Here is a 20,967-nt window from a genome sequence, read left to right on the forward strand (position 1 = left end):
CGAGGTTTCCCACCCATGGCCAGCACCTCCGAGGACAAGCTCCGCGACTACCTCAAGAAGGTCACCGCGGACCTGCGGCGAACCAGGCTGCGGCTGGAGTCCGTCGAGGCCAGGGACGCCGAGCCCATCGCGATCGTCGGGATGGCCTGCCGCTACCCCGGCGGCGTCCGCACCCCGGAGGACCTGTGGCGGCTGGTCGCGGACGGCACCGACGCCATCGGTGAACTCCCGGCCGACCGCGGCTGGGACACCGAGGCGCTCTACGACCCCACCCCCGGCACCCCCGGCAAGAGCTACGTGCGGCACGGCGGATTCCTGGACGGCGTGGCCGACTTCGACGCCGAACTGTTCGGCATCGCCCCCCGCGAGGCCCTCGCCATGGACCCGCAGCAGCGGCTCCTGCTGGAATCCGCCTGGGAGGCGATCGAACGCGCCCGGATCGCCCCCGCCTCGCTGCGCGGCACCGACACCGGCGTGTTCATCGGCGGCGCCGACACCGACTACGGCTCACTCGCCCGCCAGACCGAGGAGACCGAGGGGCACCTGCTCACCGGCGGAGCCGTCAGCGTGCTCTCCGGCCGGATCTCCTACACCCTCGGGCTGGAGGGCCCGGCCGTCACCGTCGACACCGCCTGCTCCTCCGCCCTCGTCGCCCTCCACCTCGCGGTGCGCGCGCTGCGGGCCGGGGAATGCTCGCTGGCCGTCGCCGGCGGCGTCGCCGTGATGCCCACCACCCGGCTGTTCACCGAGTTCTCCCGCCAGCGCGGCCTGGCCCCGGACGGGCGGTGCAAGCCCTTCGCCGAGGCGGCGGACGGCACCTCCTGGGCCGAGGGCGTGGGCGTGCTGCTGGTCGAACGGCTCTCGGACGCCCGGCGCCACGGCCACGAGGTGCTGGCCGTCGTCCGTGGCACCGCGGTCAACCAGGACGGTGCCAGCAGCCGGCTGACCGCCCCCAACGGGCCCTCCCAGCAGCGGGTCATCCAGGCCGCCCTGGCCAATGCCCGGCTCACCCCGGACCAGGTCGACGCCGTCGAGGCGCACGGCACCGGCACCACCCTGGGCGACCCGATCGAGGCCCAGGCCCTGCTCGCCACCTACGGCCGGGACCGGCCGGCGGACCGGCCGCTGTACCTCGGTGGCATCAAGTCGAACATCGGGCACGCCCAGGCGGCGGCCGGGGTCGCGGGCGTGATCAAGACGGTGATGGCGATGCGGCACGGGGTGCTGCCGCGGACCCTGCACGTGGACGCGCCGTCCGGTGAGGTGGACTGGTCGGCGGGGGCGGTGGAGCTGCTGGCCGAGGCCCGGGACTGGCCGGAGACCGGCCGCCCGCGCCGGGCCGGCGTCTCGGCCTTCGGGATCAGCGGCACCAACGCCCACGTGGTACTGGAACAGGCAGAGGACACGGCGGTGGCACCCGCGCCGGAGGAGGCCGCCCCGGCGCCGGCCGTGCTGCCCTGGGTGGTCAACGGCCGGACCGGGGACGCACTGCGCGCCCAGGCCGCACGGCTGCTGGACGGCGCGGCCGGACTGTCCGCCGGGGACCTGGCCTGGTCGCTGGCGACCAGCCGCTCACCGCTCGGCCACCGGGCCGTGGTGGTCGGATCCGACCGCGAAGCGCTGCTGCGCGGCCTCGGCGTGATCGCGGCGGGCGAGGGCGCGGGCGCGGGTACCGGCGTGAGCCCGGCGGTCGTCGAGGGTGCGGTCCGGGGCGGCGGCACGGCGTTCCTGTTCTCCGGTCAGGGGTCGCAGCGGTTGGGGATGGGCCGGGGGTTGTATGCCCGGTTCCCGGTGTTCGCGGAGGCCTTCGACGCGGTCTGTGCCCGGCTGGACCAGCACCTGGACCTGCCGCTGCGGGAGGTGGTGTGGGGTGAGGACTCGGGGCTGTTGAACCGGACGGACTTCGCTCAGGCGGGGTTGTTCGCGGTGGAGGTGGCGCTGTTCCGGTTGGTGGAGTCGTTGGGGGTGCGGCCGGAGTTCGTGGCCGGGCACTCGATCGGTGAGATCGCCGCGGCGCACGTGGCCGGCGTGTTCTCGCTGGCCGACGCCTGCACCCTGGTGGCGGCGCGTGGCCGGTTGATGCAGGCGCTGCCCTCCGGTGGCGCGATGCTCGCCGTGCAGGCGACGGAGGAGGAGGTCCGGCCGCTCCTGAAGGACGAGGTGTCGACAGCCGCCGTGAACGGGCCCACCTCGGTGGTCGTTTCGGGCACGGAGGAAGCGGTCGCGGCGATCGAAGCGCACTTCGCCGACCGGAAGACCAGCCGGCTGCGGGTCTCGCACGCCTTCCACTCCCCGCTGATGGACCCGATGCTGGAGGACTTCCGGCAGGTCCTCGACGGCCTGACGTACCAAGCGCCGTCGATCCCGCTGGTCTCCAACCTGACCGGCGAGCTGGTCACCGGCACGACCGACGCGGACTACTGGGTGCGCCACGTCCGCGAGACCGTCCGCTTCGCCGACGGCCTCCGCGCGCTGGAAACGGCCGGCGTCAGCCGCTTCCTGGAGCTTGGCCCGGACGGTGTGCTCACCGCGATGGCGGCCGCCTCCCTCACCGGTGACGCCGTGACGGCCGCGCTCCTGCGCAAGGGCCGGCCCGAGGAGCCCACCGCGCTCGTCGCGCTCGCCCGTCTGCACGTCACCGGGGCGAACGTCGACTGGGCCGCCCTGTTCGCCGGCTGCGCCGTCCGTACCGTCGGGCTGCCCACGTACGCCTTCCAGCACCGCCGCTACTGGCCCACCGTCTCCGCGGCCGTCACCGGAGACCTCGGCGCCGCCGGCCTCCATGCAGCCGACCACCCGCTGCTCACGGCCGCCCTCGAACTGTCCGACGACGACGGCCTGTTGTTCACCTCCCGGCTCTCCCGGCAGTCCCACCCCTGGCTCGCCGACCACGTGGTCCGGGGCGAGGTCCTGCTGCCCGGCACCGCCTTCCTCGAACTCGCCGTCCGGGCGGGCGACGAGGCCGGCTGCGACCGGGTCGAGGAACTGACCCTGGCCGCGCCGCTGGTGCTGCCCGAACACGGGGGCGTCCGGCTGCAGCTGCGCGTCGGCGCGGCCGACGAGAACGGCCGGCGCGCCTTCACCGTCGCCTCCCGTCCCGAGGACGCCGACGGCGGACCCTGGGACCAGCACGCGAGCGGCATTCTGGGGACGGGCGCGGCACCGGTGGCGTTCGATGCCTCGGTGTGGCCGCCGGCCGGTGCGCAGGCGGTGGACCTGAGCGGCCTCTACGAGGGCATGGCAGACGGTGGGTACGCGTACGGTCCGGTGTTCCAGGGCCTGCGGGCGGCCTGGCGGCGCGGTGACGAGGCGTTCGCCGAGGTCGCCCTGCCGGCCGGGACCGAGGGCACCGGCTACGGCCTGCACCCGGCGCTGCTGGACGCGGCCCTGCACGTGACGGCCGTGAACGGCATGCCGCACGGTGTGGTGCCCTTCTCCTGGGAGGAGGTGTCGCTGCACGCCTCCGGCGCCTCGGCGGTGCGGGTGCGGGTCACCCGGACCGGCGAGGAGTCCGTCGCGGTGGCGGTCACCGACAGCGAGGGCCTGCCGGTGGCGTCGATCGGGTCGCTGGTCCTGCGGGCGGCGTCGGCCGCCGATGCGAGGGTCTCCGCCGGTGACGCGCTGTTCCGGGTGGACTGGGTGCCGGTGGAGCCGGTGGTACCGGTTGTCGGGTCGTTTGTGGAGGTCGGGTCGCTGGCGGAGGTGCCGGGTGAGGTGCCGCCGGTGGTGGTGGTGCGGTCGGTGGCCGGTGGTGGGGTGCACGAGCGGTCGGCGTGGGCTCTGGAGTGGGTGCAGGGTTGGTTGGCGGAGGAGCGGTTCGCGGCTTCGCGGTTGGTGTTCGTGACGCGTGGTGCGGTGGACGGCACGGATCTTTCCGCTGCTGCCGTGTGGGGTCTGGTGCGGTCGGCGGTTTCGGAGGAGCCGGGTCGGTTCGGTCTGGTGGATCTTGCGGGGGAGGAGGAGTTGCCGGCGTCCGCGTTGGGTGTGGACGAGCCGCAGTTGCTGGTGCGGGAGGGCCGGCTGCTGGCTGCCCGGCTGGTGCGCGTCCCCGCTCGGCCCGAGGCTGTGCCGGTGGTGTGGCCGAGTGAGGGCACGGTCCTGGTGACCGGTGGGACGGGTGGTCTGGGTCGGGTGATCGCCCGGCATCTGGCGGGTGAGCACGGTGTGCGCCGTCTGTTGTTGGTGAGCCGCCGGGGTGCGGAGGCCGAGGGTGTGGGGGCGTTGCTGGCGGAGTTGGAGGTGCTGGGCGCGCGGGCGGTGGTCGAGGCCTGTGATGTGGCGGACGAGGCGGCGGCGGCGGGTCTGTTCGCCCGGCACGAGATCCGTGCGGTGGTGCACGCGGCCGGGGTGATCGATGACGGGGTGGTCGGCTCGCTGACTCCTGACCGGGTCAGTGCTGTGCTCCGTCCGAAGGCGGACGCCGCGTGGAACCTCCACGAGGCCACGAAGGAGCGCGAGTTGGCGGCCTTCGTCCTGTTCTCCTCGGTCTCCGGCGTGTTCGGGGGCCCGGGCCAGGCCGCCTACGCGGCGGGAAACGCCTACCTGGACGCCCTGGCGGTGCACCGCCGTTCGCTCGGCCTGCCCGCCGTCTCCCAGGCCTGGGGCCCGTGGACCCACGACGGCGGCATGACCGCCACCCTCACTGAGGTCGACCTGCACCGGATCGCCCGCTCGGGCCTACCGGAACTGACCCCCGCCGAGGGCACGGCCCTCTTCGACGCCTCGCTCGCGGCCGACGAGCCGACGATCCTGCCCGTGCGCCTGGACCTCGCCGCGCTGCGCTCCCAGGAGCCGGTGCCCGCCCTGCTGCGCGGGCTGGTGCGCGGCCGGGTCCGCCGCGCCGTGGTGGCCGGGCCGGCGGGATCCGCCGTGACGGCGGGGCTGGCGCAGCGCCTGTCCACGCTGGGCGGCGACGAGCGGCGCGCGGTGGTGCTGGAGCTGGTGCGCGAGCAGGTCGCGGTGGTGCTAGGGCACGAGGGCGGGTCCGCGGTCGATCCGTCGCGGGCGTTCCAGGACCTCGGGTTCGACTCGCTGACGGCGGTGGAGCTGCGGAACCGGCTGCGGTCCGTGACCGGGCTCCAGCTCCCGGCCACCGTCGTCTTCGACTACCCGACCGCCCGTGCCCTGGCCGGCTTCCTGCTGGAGGGCCTGCTCGGTACCGAGAGCGTGGTCCACGTCCCGGAGGTCCTGCCGTCACTGACGGACGACCCGGTCGTGATCGTGGGGATGGCCTGCCGCTACCCGGGCGGGGTGACGTCTCCCGAGGACCTGTGGCGGCTGGTCGCCGACGGGGTGGACGCGGTGTCGGACTTCCCGGCCAACCGTGGCTGGGACCTCGACGCGCTGCACAGCGAGGACCGGTCGGCACCGGGCACCTCCTACACGCGGATGGGCTCGTTCCTCCACGACGCCGGGCAGTTCGACCCCGAGTTCTTCGGGATGAGTCCGCGGGAGGCGTTGGCGACGGACGCGCAGCAGCGGTTGCTGCTGGAGACGTCCTGGGAGGCGTTCGAGCGGGCGGGCATCGACCCGGTGTCGCTGCGGGGCAGCCGCACCGGCGTGTTCGCGGGCGTGATGTACACCGACTACCGCTCGCTGCTAAACGGCGACGAGTTCGAGGGCTTCCGGGGCAACGGGAGCGCCCCCAGCGTGGCGTCCGGACGCGTGTCCTACACCTTCGGGTTCGAGGGCCCGGCGGTGACGGTGGACACGGCGTGCTCCTCCTCGCTGGTGGCGATGCATCTTGCGGCGCAGGCCCTGCGCGGTGGTGAGTGCTCGTTGGCGCTGGCCGGTGGTGTGACGGTGATGTCGACGCCGGGCACCTTCGTGGAGTTCTCGCGGCAGGGCGGGTTGTCGGCGGACGGGCGGTGCCGTTCGTTCGCGGAGGCGGCGGACGGGGTCGGCTGGGGCGAAGGCGTCGGTGTGGTGGTGCTGGAGCGTCTTTCGGATGCCCGGCGCAACGGTCACCGGGTGCTGGCGGTGCTGCGGGGCAGTGCGGTGAACCAGGACGGTGCGTCCAATGGTCTGACGGCGCCGAACGGTCCGTCGCAGCAGCGGGTGATCCGGCAGGCGCTGGCGAGCGCGGGGCTGTCGGCGGCCGAGGTCGACGCGGTGGAGGCGCACGGGACCGGGACGACGCTGGGTGACCCGATCGAGGCGCAGGCGTTGCTGGCGACGTACGGGCAGGACCGTGAACTGCCGCTGCTGCTCGGTTCGATCAAGTCGAACATCGGGCACGCCCAGGCGGCGGCCGGTGTCGCCGGTGTGATCAAGATGGTGCTGGCCATGCAGCACGGCACGCTGCCGAAGTCACTGCACATCGACCAGCCCTCCTCGCACGTGGACTGGTCGGCGGGCGCGGTGGAGCTGTTGGCGGAGGGTGCCGAGTGGCCGGCCACCGGTCATCCCCGCCGGGCGGGTGTGTCGTCCTTCGGGATCAGTGGGACGAACGCCCATGTGATCCTGGAGCAGGGTGAACCCGAGGCCGTGCAGCACGGTTCGGTCGCCCCGGCCTCGATGCCCTGGGTGGTATCGGCCAAGTCCGCCGCCGCGCTCGACGCGCAGCTCGTACGGCTGACGGAGGCGGGTGAACTTCCCTCCACTGATGTGGCGTTCACTCTGGCGGGCCGGTCGCGGTTCGGGCACCGGGCGGTGCTGGTGGACGGCGTGGAGGTGGCCCGGGGGGTGGCTTCGGAGGGCAAGCACGCCTTCCTGTTCTCCGGTCAGGGGTCGCAGCGGTTGGGGATGGGCCGGGAGTTGTACGAGCGCTTCCCGGTGTTCGCGGAGGCTTTCGACGCGGTGTGTGCGGAGCTGGACCTGTCGGTGCGGGAGGTCGTCTGGGGTGAGGACGCGGGGCTGCTGAACCGGACGGACTTCGCCCAGGCGGGGTTGTTCGCGGTGGAGGTGGCGCTGTTCCGGTTGGTGGAGTCGTTGGGGGTGCGGCCGGAGTTCGTGGCCGGGCACTCGATCGGTGAGATCGCCGCCGCGCACGTGGCGGGGGTGTTCTCGCTGGCGGACGCGTGTGCGCTGGTGGCCGCGCGTGGCCGGCTGATGCAGGCGCTTCCGGAGGGTGGCGCGATGCTGGCGATCGAGGCGACGGAGGAGGAGGTCCGGCCGCTGCTGGGCGAGTCGGTGTCCATAGCCGCCGTGAACGGGCCCACCTCGGTGGTGGTGTCCGGCGCGGAGGAGGCCGTGGAGGCGCTCGGCGAGCACTTCGCCGAGCGGAGGACCAGCCGGCTGCGGGTCTCGCACGCCTTCCACTCCCCGTTGATGGACCCGATGCTGGACGACTTCCGGCAGGTCCTCGACGGCCTGACCTACCGTGCGCCGTCGATCCCGCTGGTCTCCAACCTGACCGGTGAGCTGGTCAGCGGCGCGACCGACGCGGACTACTGGGTGCGCCACGTCCGCGAGACCGTCCGCTTCGCCGACGGCCTCCGCGCGCTGGAAACGGCCGGCGTCAGCCGCTTCCTGGAGCTTGGCCCGGACGGTGTGCTCACCGCGATGGCGGCCGCCTCCCTCACCGGTGACGCCGTGACGGCCGCGCTCCTGCGCAAGGGCCGGCCCGAGGACACGAGCGTGCTGACCGCCCTGGCCCGTCTGTACGTCGCCGGAGCCGACGTCGACTGGGCGGCCCTGTTCACCGGGACCGCTGCCCGTACCGTCGACCTGCCCACGTACGCCTTCCAGCACCGGCAGTACTGGCCGGCAGTCACCCTCACCCGCGGCGGGGACGTCCGGCTCGCCGGTCTCGGCGCCGCCGAACACCCGCTGCTCGGCGCTGCCGTCGAGCTCGTGCACACCGACGGGTACCTCTTCACCGGCCGGCTGTCGGCCGGGACGCACGGGTGGTTGGCGGACCACGTGGTGCTGGGTTCGGTGCTGGTGCCGGGGACGGCGCTGGTGGAGCTGGCCGTCCGGGCCGGGGACGAGGTCGGCTGCGACCGGGTCGAGGAGCTGACCCTGGCGGCGCCGCTGGTCCTGCCCGAACGAGGCGCTGTCCTGGTGCAGGTGTGGGTCGGCGAGCCGGACGCGTCCGGGCGGCGCGCCGTCACCGTGCACGCCCGGCCGGAGGCGGAAGAGGGGACGGACTGGACCCTGCACGCGAGCGGCGTGCTGGCCGCGGGTGCGGCGCCGGTGGAATTCGACGCGTTGGTGTGGCCGCCGGCCGGTGCGCAGGCGGTGGACGTGAGTGGTCTTTATGAGGGGCTGGCCGGGGCCGGGTTCGGTTACGGTCCGGCGTTCCGGGGCCTGCGGGCGGCCTGGCAGCGCGGTGATGAGGTGTTCGCCGAGGTGGCGCTGCCCGAGGGTACCGAGGGTGCGGGCTTCGGTCTGCACCCGGCGCTGTTCGATGCCTGTCTGCACGGCTTCGCGTTGGCCGGTTCCGATGGGGAGGTCGGGTCCGAGGGCGGGGCCGGGGTGCCGTTCGCTTGGGAGGAGGTGTCGCTGCACGCCGCGGGCGCGTCGGCGGTCCGGGTCCGGCTGACCCGGACGGCGGCCGGTGCGGTGTCGCTGGCGATCGCCGACACCGAGGGACGGCCGGTGGCCTCGGTCGGGTCGCTGGTCGTCCGCCCGGTGGCGGCGGGCGCGGTGGCCTCGGTCGACCGGAACGCGCTGTTCCGGGTGGACTGGGTGCCGGTGGTGCCGGTTGTCGGGTCGTTTGTGGAGGTCGGGTCGCTGGCGGAGGTGCCGGCTGAGGTGCCGCCGGTGGTGGTGGTGCGGTCGGTGGCCGGTGGTGGGGTGCACGAGCGGTCGGTGTGGGCTCTGGAGTGGGTGCAGGGCTGGTTGGCGGAGGAGCGGTTCGCCGGCTCCCGGTTGGTGTTCGTGACGCGTGACGTGGTGTCGGGTGGGGACCTGGCGGGGGCGGCGCTCTGGGGTCTGGTGCGGTCGGCGGTTTCGGAGGAGCCGGGTCGGTTCGGTCTGGTGGATCTTGCGGGGGAGGAGGAGTTGCCGGCGTCCGCGTTGGGTGTGGACGAGCCGCAGTTGCTGGTGCGGGAGGGCGAGGTCCTTGCGGCTCGGCTGGTGCGGGCGGAACCGGCGGTGGTGCCGGTGGTGTGGCCGGGTGAGGGCACGGTCCTGGTGACCGGTGGGACGGGTGGTCTGGGTCGGGTGATCGCCCGGCATCTGGCGGGTGAGCACGGTGTGCGCCGTCTGTTGTTGGTGAGCCGCCGGGGTGCGGAGGCCGAGGGTGTGGGGGCGTTGCTGGCGGAGTTGGAGGTGCTGGGCGCGCGGGCGGTGGTCGAGGCCTGTGATGTGGCGGACGAGGCGGCGGTGGCGGGTCTGTTCGCCCGGCACGAGATCCGTGCGGTGGTGCACGCGGCTGGGGTGATCGATGACGGGGTGGTCGGCTCGCTGACTCCTGACCGGGTCAGTGCTGTGCTCCGTCCGAAGGCGGATGCGGCGTGGAATCTGCACCGGGCGGCCGAGGGTGTGGATGTGTTCGTGTTGTTCTCGTCCATGGCGGGGACGTTCGGCAGTGCGGGGCAGGCGGCGTATGCGGCGGGCAATGCCTGTCTGGACGCGTTGGCGGTGCACCGGCGTGCGCTGGGTCTGCCGGGGGTGTCGCTGGCGTGGGGTCCGTGGTCCGGGGTGGCGGGCATGACCGGCACCCTCACCGAAGCCGAGTCCGAGCGCATCGCCCGTCACGGCCTCCCGGCGATCTCCCCGGAACAGGGCACCGCGCTCTTCGACGCGGCGCTCTCCACCGGGCACGCGGCCGTGCTGCCGGTCCGGCTCGACCCCGCGGCGGTGGTGGCGCACGGCGACGTGCCTGCGCTGCTGCGGGGCCTGGTACGGGGGCGGGTGCGGCGTGCGGTCGTGGCGCGGTCGGCCGTGACGGCGGGGCTGGCGCAGCGCCTGTCCACGCTGGGCGGCGACGAGCGGCGCGCGGTGGTGCTGGAGCTGGTGCGCGAGCAGGTCGCGGTGGTGCTGGGGCACGAGGGCGGGTCCGCGGTCGATCCGTCGCGGGCGTTCCAGGACCTCGGGTTCGACTCGCTGACGGCGGTGGAGCTGCGGAACCGGCTGCGGTCGGTCACCGGCCTCCAGCTGCCGGCCACCGTTGTCTTCGACTACCCGACCGCCCGTGCCCTGGCCGGCTTCCTGCTGGAGGGCCTGCTCGGTACCGAGAGCGTGGTCCACGTCCCGGAGGTCCTGCCGTCACTGACGGACGACCCGGTCGTGATCGTGGGGATGGCCTGCCGCTACCCGGGCGGGGTGACGTCTCCCGAGGACCTGTGGCGTCTGGTCGCCGATGGGGTGGACGCGGTGTCGGACTTCCCGGCGGACCGAGGCTGGGACGTCGAGTCGCTGTACCACCCGGACCCGGACCACACCGGCACCTCCTACACGCGCTCGGGCGGATTCCTGCACACCGCAGGGGAGTTCGACCCCGAGTTCTTCGGGATGAGTCCGCGGGAGGCGTTGGCGACGGATGCGCAGCAGCGGTTGCTGCTGGAGACGTCCTGGGAGGCGTTCGAGCGGGCGGGTATCGACCCGGTGTCGTTGCGGGGCAGTCGTACCGGTGTGTTCGCGGGCGTGATGTACGCCGACTATGCCGGCCTGCTGGGCGGTGGTGAGTTCGAGGGTTACCAGGGCAGTGGCAGTGCGGGGAGCGTGGCCTCGGGCCGGGTCTCCTACACGCTCGGTCTGGAAGGCCCGGCGGTGACGGTCGATACCGCCTGCTCCTCCTCGCTGGTGGCGATGCACCTGGCCGCCCAGGCCCTGCGCAGCGGTGAGTGCTCGTTGGCGCTGGCCGGTGGTGTGACGGTGATGTCGACGCCGGGCACCTTCGTGGAGTTCTCGCGGCAGGGTGGGTTGTCGGCGGACGGGAGGTGCCGTTCGTTCGCGGAGGCGGCGGACGGGGTCGGCTGGGGCGAGGGTGTCGGTGTGGTGGTGCTGGAGCGTCTTTCGGATGCCCGGCGCAACGGTCACCGGGTGCTGGCGGTGCTGCGGGGCAGTGCGGTGAACCAGGACGGTGCGTCCAATGGTCTGACGGCGCCGAACGGTCCGTCGCAGCAGCGGGTGATCCGGCAGGCGCTGGCGAGCGCGGGTCTCGCACCCGCCGAGGTCGACGCAGTGGAGGCGCACGGGACCGGCACCACGCTGGGTGACCCGATCGAGGCACAGGCGTTGCTGGCGACGTACGGGCAGGACCGTGAACTGCCGCTGCTGCTCGGTTCGATCAAGTCGAACATCGGGCACGCCCAGGCGGCGGCCGGTGTCGCTGGTGTGATCAAGATGGTGCTGGCCATGCAGCACGGCACGCTGCCGAAGTCACTGCACATCGACCAGCCCTCCTCGCACGTGGACTGGACAGCGGGGGCGGTGGAGCTGTTGGCGGAGGGTGCCGAGTGGCCGGCCACCGGTCATCCCCGCCGGGCGGGTGTGTCGTCCTTCGGGATCAGTGGGACGAACGCCCATGTGATCCTGGAGCAGGGTGAACCCGAGGCCGTGCAGCACGGTTCGGTTGCCCCGGCCTCGATGCCCTGGGTGGTATCGGCCAAGTCCGCCGCCGCGCTCGATGCCCAGACCGCGCAACTCGCCCGCCTGGACGGCCCGTCCGCCCTCGACGTGGGACTGACGCTCGCCGGCCGGTCGCGGTTCGGGCACCGGGCGGTGCTGGTGGACGGCGTGGAGGTGGCCCGGGGGGTGGCTTCGGAGGGCAAGCACGCCTTCCTGTTCTCCGGGCAGGGCTCGCAGCGGCTTGGTATGGGGCGGGAGTTGTATGCCCGGTTCCCGGTGTTCGCGGAGGCTTTCGACGCGGTGTGTGCGGAGCTGGACCTGCCGGTGCGGGAGGTCGTCTGGGGTGAGGACGCGGGGCTGCTGAACCGGACGGACTTCGCTCAGGCGGGGTTGTTCGCGGTGGAGGTGGCGCTGTTCCGGCTGGTGGAGTCGCTGGGGGTGCGGCCGGAGTTCGTGGCCGGGCACTCGATCGGTGAGGTGGCCGCCGCGCACGTGGCGGGGGTGTTCTCGCTGGCCGACGCCTGCACCCTCGTCGCCGCCCGTGGCCGGCTGATGGAGGCGCTGCCCTCCGGTGGCGCGATGCTGGCGATCGAGGCGACGGAGGAGGAGGTTTGGCCGCTGTTGGGCGAGTCGGTGTCGATAGCCGCCGTGAACGGGCCGTCCTCGGTGGTCGTTTCGGGCACGGAGGAAGTGGTCGCGGCGGTCGAGGCGCACTTCGCCGACCGGAAGACCAGTCGCCTGCGGGTCTCGCACGCCTTCCACTCCCCGCTGATGGACCCGATGCTGGACGAGTTCCGTACCGTCCTCACCGGGCTCACGTACAGCGAGCCCTCGATCCCCGTCGTCTCCAACCTGACCGGCGAGCTGGCCACCGGCACGACCGACGCGGACTACTGGGTGCGCCACGTCCGCGAGGCCGTCCGCTTCGCCGACGGCCTCCGCACCCTCCACGACCAGGGCGTCCGCCGGTACCTCGAACTGGGCCCCGACGCCGTCCTCACCGCCCTCACCGCGAACGCGCTGCCCGAGGCCGACGACACCGTCACCGCCCCGGCCCTGCGCCGCAACCGCCCCGAGGAAGCGACCTTCGTGGAAGCCCTCGCCCGACTCCACGTCCACGGCACCGACGTCGACTGGCGCGCCCTGCTCGCCGGCACCGGCGCCCGGAGCGTGGACCTTCCGACGTACCCCTTCCAGCGGCGCCGTTTCTGGCCGGCCGTGCGCCCCGCACACAGCGGTGACGTCCGCTCCGCCGGCCTCGCGGCCACCACTCACCCGCTGCTGGCCGCAGCCGTCGACCTGGCCGACGAGGACGGGCTGGTTCTCACCGGTCGCCTGTCGACGGCCGCCTTCCCGTGGCTGGCCGATCACGTGGTCCAGGGCCGGGTCCTGCTGCCCGGTGCGGGCCTGCTCGAGCTCGCTCTGCGTGCCGCGGGCGAGACGGGCTGCGAGCTGGTGGAGGAGCTGACGCTGGCCGCGCCGCTCGTGCTGCCGGAGCAGGGTGCCGTCCAGCTGCAGCTCAGGGTGGGAGCGCCCGATGCCGCCGGTCGTCGGGAGTTGGGGATCCACTCCCGGCCGGACGGTGATCCGGAGGCCGGCTGGGTGCAGCACGCGTCGGGTTCGCTGGCCGTTGCGGCGCCCGGAGAGCCGTCCTTCGACGCCTCGGTCTGGCCGCCGGCGGGTTCTGAGCCGCTGCCGGTGGAGGGTGCGTACGAGCGGATGGCGGAGGCCGGGTTCGGTTACGGTCCCGCCTTCCGGGGGCTCCGCGCGGCCTGGCGCCGTGGCGACGAGCTGTTCGCGGACGTCGAACTCCCCGAGGGCGCCGCGCCCGACGGCTTCGGCATCCATCCCGCCCTCCTGGATGCCGCCCTGCACGTCGCCATCGTGGACGCGGCGAGCGACGACACCGTGGTCCCGTTCGCGTGGACGGGCGCGGCGCTCCGTGCCGTCGGTGCTTCGGCCGTGCGGGTGCGGATCGTCCGGCTGGACGGTGGCGGGCTGCGGCTCGACCTCGCCGACCCGGCGGGTGGCCCGGTGCTGACGGTGGAGGCCGTGCAGGGCCGGGCGGTGTCGGCGGACCAGTTGGGCTCGGCCGACCCGCTCTACGCGGTCGACTGGTCGGAACTGCCCGGTTTCCCGGACCAGGGCACCGAGTGGACGGCCTGGGACGCCCTGCCCGCCGAGGGCCCGGCTCCCGACACCGTCGTGCTGGACTGCTCGACCCTGTCCGCCCCTGCCGACGACCTCCCGGCCGCCATCCGCGCGGTGACGCACGGCGTCCTGCGCGTGGTGCAGGAGTGGTTGGCGGAGGAGCGGTTCGCGGGTTCGCGTCTGGTGGTGGTGACGCGGGGTGCGGTGGCGGTTCGTGCGGGTGAGCCGGTGGGGGTGGCGCAGGCTCCGGTGTGGGGTCTGGTGCGGTCCGCGTCGGCGGAGAACCCGGGCCGGTTCGCGCTGGTCGACACGGACGGGGAGGTGGTGGTGTCGGCGGAGCCGGAGTCGGCGGTGCGTGCCGGGGCGGTCTTCGTGCCGCGTCTGGTGCGACTGCCGTTGCCGGACGGGCCGTTGGGTGTCGGTGGCGACGGCACGGTCCTGATCACCGGTGGTACGGGTGGTCTGGGTGCGGTGGTGGCCCGGTACCTGGCCGGTGAGTGCGGGGCGCGGAAGCTGCTGCTGACGAGCCGTCGTGGCCCGGCGGCCGCGGGTGCGGCCGAGTTGGTGGCGGAGCTGGCCGGGTTGGGTGCGGTGGCCGAGGTCCGTGCCTGTGATGTGTCCGACCGTGGGTCGGTGGCGGCGTTGATCGAGGCGGTTCCGGATCTGTCCGCGGTGGTCCACGCCGCCGGGGTCGGTGACAACGGTCTGGTGGGGGCGTTGACGCCCGAGCGGATGGACGCGGTCCTGGCTCCGAAGGCCGATGGCGCCTGGTTCCTGCACGAGCTGACCCGCGAGCGCGACCTCGCCGCTTTCGTGCTGTTCTCCTCCGCCGGTGGCCTGGTGCTGACCGCTGGTCAGGGCAACTACGCTGCGGCGAACGTCTTCCTGGACGCCCTGGCCGCCCACCGTCACGCGCTCGGCCTGCCCGCCACCTCCCTGGCCTTCGGCCTGTGGGACGTCGGCGCCGGCCTCGGCCGTGACCTCGCCGAGGTCGACCGCCACCGGATGGCCGTGCAGGGCGTCCCCGTCCTCGATCACGCCACGGGCCTCGCCCTGTTCGCGGCCGCCCTGCGCAGCGAGCGCGCGGCCGTCGTCCCGATCCGGGTCGACCGGGCGGCCCTGCGCACCCGCACCGACGAACTCCCGGCGCTGCTGCGCGGCCTCGCCGCCCCGCGTGGCCGCTCAGCGCTCCCCGTGAGCGGCCGCGCCGCCGGCACCGGCCTCGCGCAGCGCCTCGCCGGGCTGGGGGAGACCGAGCGCCGCCGCCTGGCGCTGGAGATCGTGCGGACGGAGGTCGCGGCCGTGCTCGGTCACGCCTCCTCCGAGGAGGTCACGCCCGAGCGCGCGTTCCAGGAACTCGGCTTCGACTCCCTCGCCGCGACGGACCTGCGCAACCGCCTCAACCAGCGCACCGGACTGCGGCTGCCCGCCACCCTCGCCTTCGACCACCCCAACGCGCGGGCCGTGGCGGCCCACCTCCTCGACCTGGCCGGGGCCGGTGAGACCCCGGCGCAGGCAGTCGGCGCGCACCGCCGCCCGGACACCTCCCCGGACACCTCCGGCGAACCGATCGCGATCGTCGGGATGGCCTGCCGCTACCCCGGCGGCGCGGCCTCGCCCGAGGCGTTGTGGCAGCTCCTGGCGGACGGCGTCGACACCGTGACCGAGTTGCCGGCCGACCGCGGCTGGGACCTCGGGAACCTCTACGACCCCGAGCCCGGGAAGGAAGGCCACAGCTACACCCGGCACGGGAGCTTCCTGCACGACGCCGGAGACTTCGACCCCGGCCTGTTCGGGATCTCCCCGCGCGAGGCGCTCTACATGGACCCGCAGCAGCGGCTACTGCTGGAGACCTCGTGGGAGGCGCTGGAGCGGGCGGGCATCGACCCGCTGTCCCTGCGGGGCAGCCGGACCGGCGTCTTCGCCGGCGTGATGTACCACGACTACGCGCTCAACACGAACCCCTCCGGCACCAGCGGCGGCAGCGTGGTCTCGGGCCGGGTGTCCTACACGCTGGGCCTGGAGGGCCCGGCGGTGACGGTGGACACCGCCTGCTCGTCCTCGCTGGTCGCCCTGCACCTGGCCGTCCAGGCCCTGCGCAGCGGTGAGTGCTCGATGGCCCTCGCGGGCGGTGCCACCGTGATGTCCACGCCGGGCATGTTCATCGAGTTCTCCCGGCAGCGGGGGCTGTCGGCGGACGGCCGGTGCAAGGCGTTCGCGGGCGCGGCGGACGGAGTGGGCTGGTCCGAGGGCGTCGGGGTGCTGCTCGTGGAGCGGTTGTCCGACGCGCAGCGCCACGGCCACCGGGTGCTGGCGGTGATCCGGGGCACGGCCGTGAACCAGGACGGCGCGTCCAACGGATTCTCGGCGCCGAACGGTCCGTCGCAGCAGCGGGTGATCCGGCAGGCGCTGGCGAGCGCGGGGCTGTCGGCGGCCGAGGTCGACGCGGTGGAGGCGCACGGGACAGGCACGACGCTGGGTGACCCGATCGAGGCGCAGGCGCTGCTGGCGACGTACGGGCAGGACCGTGAACTGCCGCTGCTGCTCGGTTCGATCAAGTCGAACATCGGGCACGCCCAGGCGGCGGCCGGTGTCGCTGGTGTGATCAAGATGGTGCTGGCCATGCAGCACGGCACGCTGCCGAAGTCGCTGCACATCGACCGGCCTTCGCCGCACGTGGAGTGGTCCGAGGGCGCCGTCGAGCTGCTCACCGAGGCCCGGGACTGGCCGGAGACCGGCCGGCCCCGGCGCGCGGGCGTGTCCGCGTTCGGGATCAGCGGGACCAATGCGCACGTGATCGTCGAGCAGGGGCCCGCGCTCGCGCCCGCCCTCGTACCCGCACCGGCGTCCGAACCGGCCGTTGAGCTGCCGGAGCCGGACACGACGGGGCCGGACCCGCTGCCCTGGCTGCTCGCCGGGGCGACACCGGAGGCCTTGCGTGCCCAGGCCGGTCGGCTCGCGGCCTTCCTCGGCTCCCGTCCGGAACTCGAGGTTTCCGACGTCGCACACTCGTTGGCGACCACGCGGGCGGCACTGGAGCACCGCGCGGTGGTGCTGGGTGCGGACCGTGCCGAGCTACTGGCCGGACTGGACGGGCTGGCCCGGGGCGAACTCCTCCCCGGCGTGGCGGTCTCCTCGGTCCGGGCCGGTGGGGCGACGGCGTTCCTGTTCTCGGGTCAGGGGTCGCAGCGGCTCGGCATGGGGCGGGAGTTGTATGCCCGGTTCCCGGTGTTCGCGGAGGCTTTCGACGCGGTGTGCGCGGGGTTCGGGCTGCCGGTGCGGGAGGTGGTGTGGGGTGAGGACGCGGGGCTGCTGAACCGGACCGAGTTCGCCCAGGCGGGGTTGTTCGCGGTGGAGGTGGCGCTGTTCCGGCTGGTCGGATCACTCGGTGTGCGGCCGGAGTTCGTGGCCGGGCACTCGATCGGTGAGGTGGCCGCGGCGCACGTGGCCGGCGTGTTCTCGCTGGCCGACGCCTGCGCCCTGGTGGCCGCCCGTGGCCGGCTGATGCAGGGGCTTCCGGAGGGTGGCGCGATGCTCGCCGTACAGGCCACCGAGGAGGAGGTCCGGCCGCTGCTGAACGACGCTGTGTCCATAGCCGCCGTCAACGGGCCCACCTCGGTGGTCGTTTCCGGCACGGAAGCAGCGGTCGCGGCGGTCGAAACGCACTTCGCGGACCGCCGCACGACCCGCCTGCGGGTCTCGCACGCCTTCCACTCCCCGCTGATGGACCCGATGCTGGACGACTTCCGGCAGGTCCTCGACGGGCTGGCCTACCACGTGCCCTCGATCCCCGTCGTCTCCAACCTGACCGGTGAGCTGGTCAGCGGCGCGACCGACGCGGACTACTGGGTGCGCCACGTCCGCGAGACCGTCCGCTTCGCCGACGGCCTCCGCACCCTCCACGACCAGGGCGTCCGCCGGTACCTCGAACTGGGCCCCGACGCCGTCCTCACCGGCCTCGCGCAGGGCGTCCTCGACGACCCGGATGCCACCGGAACCTGTGCCGTCCCCGCCCTGCGCGCGGACCGGGGCGAGTCGGCGTGCCTGGCGGCCGCGCTCGGCCGGCTGCACGCGGCCGGGGCGGAGGTGAGCTGGTCCACCCTCTTCGCGGGCCGCGGCACCCGGACGGTCGAGCTGCCCACCTACGCGTTCCAGCACCGCCGTTTCTGGCTCGACGCGACGGCCCCGCTCGCTGATCTGGGCGCGGTGGGCGTCGGCGCCGTCACCCACCCGCTGCTCGGGGCGTCCGTCGACCTGTCGCACACGGACGGCTTCCTGCTCACCGGACGGCTGTCGCTGGACTCGCACGCGTGGCTGGCGGACCACCAGGTCCTGGACACCGTCCTGGTGCCGGGCGCGGCGCTCGTCGAGCTCGCTCTGCGTGCCGCGGGCGAGACGGGCTGCGAGCTGGTGGAGGAGCTGACGCTGGCCGCGCCGCTCGTGCTGCCGGAGCAGGGTGCCGTCCAGCTGCACGTCCGGGTCGGCGGGCCGGACGCCGCCGGTCGTCGGGAGTTGGGGATCCACTCCCGGCCGGACGGTGATCCGGAGGCCGGCTGGGTGCAGCACGCGTCGGGTTCGCTGGCCGTTGCGGCGCCCGGAGAGCCGTCCTTCGACGCCTCGGTCTGGCCGCCGGTGGGCGCGGAGGGCCTGTCGGTGGAGGGTGCTTACGAGCGGATGGCGGAGGCCGGGTTCGGTTACGGTCCCGCCTTCCGGGGGCTCCGCGCGGCCTGGCGCCGTGGCGACGAGCTGTTCGCCGAGGTCGCGCTGCCGGAGGGTGTCGAGGCGGACGGCTTCGGGGTGCACCCGGCGCTGCTCGATGCGGCGATGCACGCCGCGATCCTGGTCGGGGGTGAGCGGGAGACGATGATCCCGTTCGCCTGGACCGGCGTGTCGCTGCGCGCCGTCGGCGCTTCGGCGGTGCGGGTGCGGATCGTCCGGCTGGACGGTGGCGGGCTGCGGCTCGACCTCGCCGACCCGACGGGAGGCCCGGTCCTGACCGTGGCCTCGATGGTGGGCCGGGCGGTGTCCGCGGAGCAACTGGGCTCGACCGATCCCTTGTACGGGGTCGACTGGTCGGAGCTGCCGGACTCGCCCGCCGCGTCGGATTCCTGGGCACGCTGGGAGGACGTCTTCACATCCGCGGAGCCCGTGCCCGACGTGGTCGTCCTCGACTGCGGCGACCCCGGCCGGGCCGACCCCGGGGCCGCTGCGGACGTCCCGGCCGCGGTGCGCACGTACGTCCACACCGTGCTGGCCGCCGTCCAGACCTGGTTGGCGGAGGAGCGGTTCGCGGGTTCGCGCCTGGTGGTGGTGACGCGGGGTGCGGTGGCGGTTCGTGCGGGTGAGCCGGTGGGGGTGGCGCAGGCTCCGGTGTGGGGTCTGGTGCGGTCCGCGTCGGCGGAGAACCCGGGCCGGTTCGCGCTGGTGGACACGGATGGTGAGGTGGTGGTGTCGGGCGAGCCGGAGTCGGCGGTTCGGGGCGGGGTGGCGCTGGTGCCGCGTCTGGTCCGGTTGCCGGTGCCGGAGGGACCGTTGGGTGTCGGTGCGGGTGACACGGTGCTGGTCACGGGTGGTACGGGTGGTCTGGGTGCGGTGGTGGCCCGGTACCTGGCCGGGGAGTGCGGGGTACGCAGGCTGGTGCTGACGAGTCGTCGCGGTCCGGCGGCCGGAGGTGCGGCGGAGCTGGTGGCGGAGCTGTCCGCGCTGGGGGCGGAGGCCGAGGTCCGGGCCTGTGACGTGTCCGACCGTGCCGCGGTGGCGGCGCTGGTCGACTCGATCCCGGATCTGTCGGCGGTGGTGCACGCGGCCGGTGTCGGTGACAACGGCCTGGTGGGAGCGTTGACGCCGGAGCGGATGGATGCCGTGCTGGCTCCGAAGGCCGATGGTGCCTGGTACCTGCACGAGTTGACCCGGGACCGGGGTCTGAGCGCGTTCGTGCTGTTCTCCTCGGCCGGGGGGCTGGTGCTGACCGCGGGGCAGGGCAACTACGCTGCGGCGAACGTGTTCCTGGACGCCCTGGCCGCCCACCGTCACGCGCTCGGCCTCCCCGCGACGTCCCTGGCGTACGGCATGTGGGACGTCGGCGCCGGCCTCGGCGAGCACCTCCGGGAGCTGAACCGCCACCGGATGGCCGCCCAGGGCGTTCCGCCGCTCACCCGCGAGGCCGGTCTGGCCCTGTTCTCCGCGGCTCTGCGCAGTGAGCGTGCGGCCGTCGTCCCGATCCGGGTCGACCGGGCTGCCCTGCGCGCCCGTACCGACGAACTCCCGGCGCTGCTGCGCGGCCTGGTCCCGACGGTCCGCCGGACGGCGGCTCGTGCGGACGCGCTGCCGGCCGCGCCGACCGGTCACCTCACGGCCCGGCTGGCCGGGCTGCCGGAGGCCGAGCGACGGCGGACGGTCCTCGAACTCGTCCGGGCCCGGGTGGCCGCCCTGCTGGGGCACGAGTCCGGCGACGCGATCGAACCGGACCGGGCGTTCCAGGAACTCGGCTTCGACTCCCTCGCCGCGACCGACCTGCGCAACCAGCTGAACGGCCTCACCGGGCTCCGGCTGCCCGCCACCCTCGCCTTCGACCACCCCAACGCGGAGGCGGTCACGGGCTTCATCCTCACGGAGCTGGGGGCGGCGACCGAGGTCGCGAACGGCGACGGACTCCGCGCAGAGGCCGAGGTGCGCGCCGCCCTGCAGTCGATCCCGACCCGCCGGCTCCGCGACGCGGGCCTGGTCGAGGCCCTGCTCGACCTCGCCGACGACCGGGTCCGCCCCGCGCTCCCGGCCACGGCCACGACCGCCACGGAGACGGACACGGAGACGGAGGCGACGGCGGGCGCCGTGACACCGAGCGCCGTCCGGCACGAGCCGATCGCGATCGTCGGCATGTCCTGCCGCTACCCGGGCGGAGTCAGCACCCCCGAGGACCTCTGGCGCCTGGTGACCTCCGGCGCGGACGCGATCTCGCCGTTCCCCGCCGACCGCGGCTGGGACCTCTCCGCCTTCCGCGCCGAGGACGCCGCCCACGCCCTGGAGGGCGGGTTCCTGGACGGCGCCGCCGAGTTCGACCCCGAGTTCTTCGGGATCTCCCCGCGCGAGGCCCTCGCCATGGACCCGCAGCAGCGGCTCACGCTGGAGCTCTCCTGGGAGGCCCTGGAGCGCGCGGGCATCGACCCGACCGGCCTGCGCGGCAGCCGGACCGGGGTCTTCACCGGTGTGATGTACCACGACTACCCGGGCAGCGACGGCAACGGCAGCGTGGTGGCCGGCCGCGTCTCGTACAAGCTGGGCCTGGAGGGCCCGGCCGTCGCGGTGGACACCGCCTGCTCCTCCTCGCTGGTCGCGCTGCACCTGGCCGTCCAGGCG

1 protein-coding gene (running past one end of the window) is annotated in these 20,967 nt (G+C 74.1%); it reads left to right on the plus strand.

What is annotated here, in order from left to right; translation table 11 throughout:
* The first annotated feature begins 15 nt into the window (after nt 1-15).
* A protein-coding gene (locus BOQ63_RS04960) for a type I polyketide synthase (RefSeq protein WP_465398211.1) crosses the window boundary here: on the plus strand, nt 16-20,967 show its 5' portion. It continues 9,786 nt past the right edge of the window; 20,952 of the gene's 30,738 nt are visible here — the first part of the coding sequence; it begins with the start codon at nt 16-18; its stop codon lies beyond the right edge, outside the window.

This window comes from Streptomyces viridifaciens (genome assembly GCF_001888885.2).
Taxonomy (GTDB): domain Bacteria; phylum Actinomycetota; class Actinomycetes; order Streptomycetales; family Streptomycetaceae; genus Kitasatospora; species Kitasatospora aureofaciens.